At 37.5% G+C, this 4,941-nt stretch carries 4 protein-coding genes; all 4 read right to left on the bottom strand.

Going from position 1 to position 4,941, the window contains the following annotated elements; genetic code table 11:
- Window positions 1-354: uridine monophosphate kinase (locus M901_RS07400; RefSeq protein ID WP_021277567.1), on the bottom strand; the 354-nt coding region annotated here is incomplete at its 3' end.
- Between the two features lie 126 nt (window positions 355-480).
- Window positions 481-1,362, bottom strand: a complete 882-nt coding sequence (gene tsf / locus M901_RS07395) for a translation elongation factor Ts (protein ID WP_021277566.1) — start codon at window positions 1,360-1,362, stop codon at window positions 481-483.
- A gap of 34 nt (window positions 1,363-1,396) precedes the next feature.
- Window positions 1,397-2,191, bottom strand: coding sequence for a 30S ribosomal protein S2 (rpsB, locus tag M901_RS07390; protein ID WP_021277568.1), 795 nt, complete (start codon window positions 2,189-2,191; stop codon window positions 1,397-1,399).
- A 269-nt stretch (window positions 2,192-2,460) separates the two neighbouring features.
- Window positions 2,461-4,890, bottom strand: coding sequence for a DNA translocase FtsK (locus M901_RS16385; protein WP_053335840.1), 2,430 nt, complete (start codon window positions 4,888-4,890; stop codon window positions 2,461-2,463).
- Window positions 4,891-4,941: the final 51 nt, after the last annotated feature.

Below are 4,941 nucleotides of genomic sequence, written 5' to 3'. Positions count from 1 at the left end.
TCTCATTGCTCTTCTTCTAATATAAGGCTCTGTAATTTCGGCCATTCTAATCGCAGAAAGAACTCTAGTGTAAACACCTTTTCTCTCTAAGCTATCTTGGATTGCAAGTGAGTTAATAATTGTTGCAAGCATTCCCATGTGGTCAGAAGATGTTCTATCCATACCCTTAGTTGCTCCAGCAACACCTCTGTGAATATTTCCACCACCAATAACAATAGCAACTTCTACACCCATATCATGAAGATCTTTAATCTCAGTTGAAATTTGATCTAGAACTTCAGGATTAACACCGTAACCAGTATCACCAGAAAGGGCCTCACCAGAAAGTTTCAGTAATATTCTCTTATATTTCATAAATTTCCCCACTAAACAAACCTAGCACTAAGGCATTATATAAATTTTTGATAACTTAGCTAAATTTTCAAATTAGCCCAAAAAAAAGGGGCTTAATAAAGCCCCTTTCTTATAAAAACAATTGAATTACTTTGTTAACTTAGCAACTTCGTCAGCTAGGTTATCTTCTTTCTTCTCAATCCCTTCACCAAGAACTAGCTTGTTGAATGATTTAACAGAAATAGATCCACCAACTTTTGAAGCAACTTCAGCAACTAGCTTAGTGATTGTTAAGTCTGGATTCTTAACAAATGGTTGCTCAAGAAGACAAACTTCTTTAGCTAGTTTTCCAAGTTTACCTTGAACGATCTTTTCGATCATATTCTCTGGCTTACCTTCTTCTTTAAGTTGAGCAGCATAAACTTCAGCTTCTCTCTTCTTAAATTCTTCATCGATATCATCAGATGATAGGAATGAAGGTGAAGCAGCAGCTACGTGCATTGCGATATCTTTTGCAAGTTCTTGAACTTCTGGAGCATCAGCTTTGTCAGTATCAAGATCTACGATAACACCAATTTTTCCACCGTGGTTATAAGTTCCAAGAGCACCGTCAGTGTTAACAGCAACAAATCTTCTTAGATCAACTTTCTCACCACACTTCATTGTGAACTCAGTTACGTCTTCAGACTTAGCTGTTCTTAGTTCTTCAATATTAGCTGGCTTGTTTGATAGAATATATTCTGCAGCAGATTTTGCGAAACCTTGGAATACGTCACCCTTAGAAACAAAGTCTGTCTCACAGTTAACTTCTAGAACTACAGCATTGTTTCCGTCCATTACAGAAACCACAGTCCCTTCAGCAGCAACACGGCTAGCTTTCTTAGCAGCTTTCGCTAGACCTTTCGTTCTTAGAAAGTCTACCGCCGCTTCAATATCACCGTTAGTTTCAGTCAGGGCCTTTTTACAGTCCATCATCCCTGCACCAGTTTTTTCTCTTAGTTCTTTAACAGCACTTGCCGTAATTGCCATAACAACCTCGTTATAAAAATTGATTAAAAATTAATTAAACGTCAGCTTCTTCACCAGCTAGATCGATATCTTTCTCATACTTAGAAATGATCTCGTCTTCTAGAGACTTATCTCTTGCTGGACCATCAGTCTTAACTCTAGCTTTTCCTCCACCTTCAGCAACTGCATTTGAGAAGTACTCAGTAAATAGAGAGATTGACTTGATAGCGTCATCGTTACCTGGAACAACAAAGTCAATTCCAGATGGGTCACAGTTAGTATCTGTGATAGCGATTACAGGAATTCCAAGCTTGTTAGCTTCTTGAATCGCAATTCTTTCGTTATTTGGATCAACTACGAATAGAGCACCTGGAAGCTTTCTCATATCTTTGATACCACCAAGGTTTTTCTCTAGTTTTTCAACGTCTTTTCCAACTTTGATTCTTTCTTTCTTAGTAAGAAGTTCGAAATCACCAGTTTCTTTCATTTTTTCAACTTTTCTTAGCTTGTCGATAGAAAGGTTGATTGTCTTATGGTTAGTTAGCATCCCACCTAGCCATCTGTAAGTTACGTGGAAAGCTCCACATGACTCAGCAGCGTTTCTTACAGTTTCAGAAGCTTGTCTCTTAGTTGCTACGAAAAGAATTGGCTTTCCTTCTGAAGCAGTCTTCTTAACGAAGTCATAAGCTTGTTGTGCAAGAGGAATAGTTTTAGCAAGGTCAACGATATAGATTCCGTTTCTCTCACCAAATACGTATTTCTTCATTTTTGGGTTCCACTTGTGTGTTTGGTGTCCAAAGTGAGCACCTGCTGCAAGTAGGTCTTTGATGTCTAGAACATTTTTAGCCATTTTTTACTCCTAAAAGTTGGTTAAACAAATCACCCCAAGGCCGAACGGACCAACAAATTTGAGGCGATGAGATTTCGCACTATTGCGATTGAGATATCTTATTAACATGCTGTCAATAAACAGGCAAGCTTAGATAAATGCAAAAGCCTATTCTGACCTATATATTTTTCATGGAATATAGGGAAAATTTTGTAGAACTTATTCAGCTGTAATAAAAAAGGAGGACCTTACATGTCCCCCAATTCTTATAGTGATATTTTGTTTAAATCTTACATCATAGCGTCATCGCCAGACATTAAAACCTTTCTTGGTTTTGATCCCTGAGCTGGACCTACAACCCCTCTTCTTTCCATCTCTTCAACAAGGTTTGCTGCCCTGTTGTAACCGATTCTAAGTCTTCTCTGCAGCATTGAAGCTGAAGCCGATCGACTCTCAATAACAATTTTCAAGGCCTCACCATACATGGCATCGTCAGACTTTTCATCAGATGAAGATATATGAGATCCATATGTGTATTCATCAGTCTCAACCTCTCCTCCACTTTCAAGGAAGTCAATGGCATGTTGATTAAACTCTTGTGGTAGACCTTCAAGTTTTGAAGCAAGCGCCTCAATTTCACTTTCATGAACAAATGACGAGTGCACCCTTTGTGTATTAATACCGGCCTTATAAAGCATGTCCCCTTTTCCAAGGAGTCTTTCTGCTCCAATCTTATCGAGAATTGTTCTCGAGTCAGTCTGAGAAGTAACCCTAAAAGATACCCTTGTCGGGAAGTTAGATTTAATAACCCCTGTAATAACATCTACAGAAGGTCTCTGCGTTGCCAGTACAAGGTGGATTCCAGCAGCTCTTGCCTTGGCCGCAAGTCTTGCAATATTTTGCTCAATTTCCTTCCCTGCTTTAGTCAAGATGAGGTCGGCAAACTCGTCAACAATAATAACAAGGTATGGAAGTTCGTAATCTTCAGCACCTTGATCTTCATAATACTGATGGATATTTGCCAACATTGATGGGTCAGCAACTTTAAGCTTCTCATTGAATCCAGAGATATTTCTCACTCCAAACTCTTTAAGAATTGAATAACGTCTTTCCATCTCTTGTACGGCCCATAATAATGAAATAGAAGCCGTCTTAGCATCTGTAATAACTGGCATCACAAGGTGCGGAAGCTTCGCATAGAGGGCTAATTCTAGTTGTTTAGGATCGATAAGGATTAACTTCATCTTCTTAGGAGATTTCTTAACGAGAAGAGATACTAGAAGGGCGTTAATAAATACCGACTTACCAGCACCAGTGGCACCGGCCACAAGCATATGCGGACACGCAGCTAAATCTATAACAAATGAGTCACCGAATGCATTTTTCCCCATAGCAATAGGAAGAGAGTATTTCGAGTTTTCAAAATCTTTAGAATTAAGTACTTCATCAAGATAAATAATCTCTCTAGGATCTCTAGGAACTTCAATACCAATTGTATCCTTCCCCATCATTGATGGAACAATTCTAATAGGTACTCCATATAGAGCAAGAGAAAGATCTTCAGATACATTTGTAATTTTTGAAACCTTTACACCTGCACCAGGTCTAAATTCAAATGTATCAACAACAGGTCCTTTGAGTACATTTACAATTGAACCTTCTATTTTAAATTCTTCTAATTTCGCTTCTAGAAGACTGATAATTTGTTCAAAGTATTCTGCATCAGGCTCATTAGAGGCCTTACCTTTTTGAGGTTCAGCAATATCAGTCACCATATTGAAATACTGATTATCTCTACTTGTATCGGCCATTCTGTTAAGCGTTTTAACAGTAGTTACCTTCTTTGCCTCTTCTCTAACACCTTCAGAAGCAGTTCCCATTTCTTGAGATGTAAATAAAGTTGGACTCTCTGGCGGAGTCACTGTCTTATTTACGGCTTCAGTCATTGCCAAATCATTTGCTTTCTTTTCATCCTGTTCAGCTTGGAACTTCTGAGCTCTTGCTGCTAAAGGATTGTTAATAGCTGTATCATCAGAAGAAGGTTCTTCTTTTTTCTTTCCAAAACTTAGGCTCGGAAGTGAATCCCTTAATGATTTCTTAGGTTGCTTCTCCTCATCATCTTTAAGCATTGTTGCAACACGTTTTTTTACATCAACAGTTGTAGGAAGGTTTTCATCCTTCTTCTTTTTAAACGTAGAACTCAGTGCATTTTTAAAAGCAGAAAGTCGAGATGGAACGGCCTTAAGAAACGATAATGCAGCTAACATATATTCTTTAAAGCTAGATCTAAATGTCCCAATCAAGAAAAGTGTAAAGGCTACAAATGTATAAATTGATAGCCAGAGGACATCAAAATATTCTTTGAAGCATAACATTAATCCACGACCCAGAGCACCTGGATAGATAAAGTAACAAAGAGCTGCAGAGAAAAATAACAGTGAGAAGACATTCATAATGTCTACAAGATGTTCTCTCCTGTCATAAATAAAGGAATAACAGAATGCAAAAATAAAAAATGGTATCACTAACCATGGACCCGTATAATAAGATGCATATCTCACCATACTGAATAAGTAATAAGACAGAATATTTCCATCATTATTAGAAGTTATTGAAAATGCATTATCAGGAAGACTATTTCCATAGTAAAAAGTTACAAATGAAAATACCGTCAATGCAAATAGTAAGAGTAGTTCAGCCTTTAGAATATTTCTTTTCATACTATAATGGTACTATTCAATGAAACAGAGTGTAAACTCTCTAATTTATTA

Source organism: Bacteriovorax sp. DB6_IX (assembly GCF_000447775.1).
In the GTDB taxonomy this organism is placed as follows: Bacteria; Bdellovibrionota; Bacteriovoracia; order Bacteriovoracales; family Bacteriovoracaceae; genus Halobacteriovorax_A.
The sequence above is the reverse complement of the archived record's forward strand: the minus strand, read 5'-3'. Positions and strand labels throughout refer to the sequence as shown.